We start from the raw sequence: 2,795 nt of genomic DNA on the forward strand, positions 1-2,795 counted from the left end.
GACATTCCCGTACAACTTTGCCACTTCCACCAAGCCCAAACCGTCCGCCGCTACTCTCTTGGACGGCACATTCTCGGACATGAAACGGCTTTTGAGGTGTTATCAGGGGATGCGCAAGGAAGGCAAGGTTAGGTTTATTAAGGACTACTTCTCAATAAAACCGTAACGACAGCCTCCATTTTGTTACTTAGAAGAAAAGTCCTCCAAAATAGCCTCCATTTTGTTACTTACGCCGAAAAATTATTCGTGCCATTTGAAGGCGACAGCGCGCTCTCTGTGGTGCTATCCAAAGCCATGCTGCTTGCCGATGACGACAAGATTACCGATAGCGCGATTACATCGCAGATTTTGCGCAAGTAGATGCCAATGGATAAGGCAGCCTGAAACGGGGGGGCGTTTCAGGCTGCCTTTGGTGTATCGTAAGCATAGGCGTGTGGCTTTGCCACGCACCATTAAGTATTGTTAAACGGTGCGTGAACCAGTTCACACCTCCTACACGCCGAACATTAGGCAGCCTGAAAACGAAAAAACCACGTTTCAGGCTGCCTAATATGGTTCAAATAACGCTAACACATCTTCCGCACCACAACCGCCCGCTCATACCGCCCCAACGCGCCAAAGCCGTGGTTATGATTATCCGCTTTGCTTTGGATAAAGCCGTTTAGGCAAAGGTTTTGGCGGATAAAAAACGCCTTGCTTGCTGCCCGCTGCTGCTTTATCCATTCGGATAACACGCCGTTTTCGTCATTCAAATAATACGTTTGCCCTTGATAGATAAACTCGGCTTGCTCAAAGGAGATTTGAACCGTGCCACGCATATCAACGGTGGGGCTGTTGGCATGGCTGTGCGCGGTTAGGAGTAATAAAACGGCGACAATGTGGGATTTCATGGTGTGGAGTTTTTTTGGGGGGTAATCAATAGGCATAGGCAGCCTGAAACCCATTTTCAGGCTGCCTATCCTGTTTACAAATGCTGCAAATGGTTATCCAACGCCACCGCTGCGCCCACGATACCGGGGTATTGGCTTTGCACGATGTAAACAGGGATGGCGGCAAGGTAGGCATCAAATCGCCCTTTGCTTTCAAAGCGTTGGCGAAATGGCGATGATTGGAAGTAATCAATAAAGCGAGGGATGATGCCGCCGCATAGATACACGCCGCCGCGTGCGCCCAGCGTGAGCGCAAGGTTGGATGCGACTGTGCCGAGCATGGCGCAGAACATATCCAGCGTTAGGCGGCATAGCGGCGATGTGCCGCTTAATGCGCGTTCGCTGATTTCGGCGGCGGTGAGTTTTTGCCGTTTTACGCCCTCGCGCTCGGCTAGGGCTTCGTGTATCAGCATCAAGCCTGCGCCGCTTAAAAAGCGTTCGGCGGAAACGTGCCCGTGTTTGCGCTTGGCGTATTGCCATACCATGATTTCGGCATCATCAAACGGGGGGAAGCTGGTGTGTCCACCTTCGCCTGCGAGTGGGACGTAGCTGCCGTTGGGTGTGGGGATAAGCCCGCTTACGCCCAAGCCTGTGCCCGGCCCGATAACGGCTTTGGGCGCGTGTTCAATCGGCTGTGCGCCGCCCACGTGCACCAAGTCTTCGGCGGATGTTTGCGTGATGGCAAGGGCTTGCGCGGTGAAGTCGTTGAGCAGCAGCAGGTTGTCTAAATGCAGGGCTTGGCGCGTGGTTTCTATGGAAAATGCCCAATGGTGGTTGGTCATTTGCACCCAATCGCCCACGATGGGGTTGGCGATGGCGATGGCGGCGTTGCTCACGCTGGGGGTGCCCACGCGCTTTAAATATTCTTTTACGGCATCCACGATGGTGTCGTAGTCGGCGCAGGGCAGCACTTCAATGTGTTCAAATTGCTGCGGCGCGGTTTCCAGCGCGAAGCGGGCGTTGGTGCCGCCGATGTCAGCAATCAGGCGGGGGGGGTTAGTCGTTGTAGATGACATGAGCGTTTACCTTTCGGGAGTGGAGAACATAGCTAATGGGATACTGCGCGGTTTGCGCTTGCGCGGCGGCTTCGTACACGCGGCGTTTGTCTGCGCCTGCGATGGCGAGATAAACGTGGGGCGTGGCGACGATGGCGGCGAGCGTCATGCTGATGCGCTCGTGTGGCGCGGTGATGGGGCTGGTGTGCAGCAGCGGCTGGGGATAGTCGGCGCGCACGGCATCGGCAAACTGCGGGGCTTGCGGGAAGATGCTGGCGGTGTGCCCATCGCCACCCATGCCGAGCACGAGTACATCGGGTTGAGTGTAATGGCGCAGGGCAAAGGCGACGGCATCGGCGGTGTTTTTCAGGCTGCCTTCGCTGGCGGCATCGTCAATCAGCGGCAGCCATTGCGCAGCGGCGGCACGGTTTTGCAGCAGGTGTTGGCGCACCAAGCCTGTGTTGCTGTCGGCGTGGCGGGTGGGGACGATGCGCTCGTCCACCAGCGTGATGTTGACCCGCGCCCAGTCTAAATCTTGCTGGCTTAATGCTTGGAAAAAGGCGATGGGTGATTTGCCGCCTGATACGGCGAGCGTGGCGCGGGGTTGCGTTGCCAAGGTGTCGCGCAGGTTTTGGGCGACGGTATCGGCTAGGATTTGCGCGGAAGCGGCGGGTGATTCGGTTTGGGTGAATGGGGCGGTCATGGTTGTGCCTTGGGGGGGAAAAAAGGAGGGGAGTTTTATCTGCGCTAACAGGCAGCCTGAAAATCAAATATCGTTATTCCCGCGTTGAACATGGTTAAAACGGTGCGCGGCTTGATTAGGTGTAGAAATCAACCGCGTTGTTTACACAACAGTTTGGGAAAAATAAGC

Annotated in this window: 3 protein-coding genes; all 3 read right to left on the bottom strand. The window is 55.5% G+C overall.

Annotated features, from left to right (window positions below; translation table 11 throughout):
* Positions 1–566: 566 nt before the first annotated feature.
* Positions 567–890 (bottom strand): hypothetical protein, encoded by a 324-nt coding sequence (locus Q4A85_RS13180; RefSeq protein ID WP_303111085.1) that lies wholly within the window; start codon positions 888–890, stop codon positions 567–569.
* 74 nt (positions 891–964) lie between these two features.
* A complete protein-coding gene (locus Q4A85_RS13185; RefSeq protein ID WP_303111087.1) occupies positions 965–1,945 on the bottom strand; it encodes a glucokinase in 981 nt (326 codons plus the stop codon).
* Positions 1,926–2,627 carry a 6-phosphogluconolactonase gene (gene pgl / locus Q4A85_RS13190; RefSeq protein ID WP_303111089.1) on the bottom strand — a complete coding sequence of 234 codons (702 nt, stop codon included), beginning with the start codon at positions 2,625–2,627 and terminating at the stop codon, positions 1,926–1,928. Before pgl ends, Q4A85_RS13185 begins: the two co-directional genes overlap by 20 nt.
* Between the last annotated feature and the right edge of the window lie 168 nt (positions 2,628–2,795).

The organism is Kingella sp. (in: b-proteobacteria), assembly GCF_030527935.1.
In the GTDB taxonomy this organism is placed as follows: Bacteria; Pseudomonadota; Gammaproteobacteria; order Burkholderiales; family Neisseriaceae; genus Kingella_B.

Coding starts and splice junctions, on each gene's coding strand:
- Q4A85_RS13185 (WP_303111087.1), bottom strand. CDS start 1,945: ATGTCATCTACAACGACTAACCCCCCCCGCCTGATTGCTGACATCGGC.
- Q4A85_RS13180 (WP_303111085.1), bottom strand. CDS start 890: ATGAAATCCCACATTGTCGCCGTTTTATTACTCCTAACCGCGCACAGC.
- pgl (WP_303111089.1), bottom strand. CDS start 2,627: ATGACCGCCCCATTCACCCAAACCGAATCACCCGCCGCTTCCGCGCAA.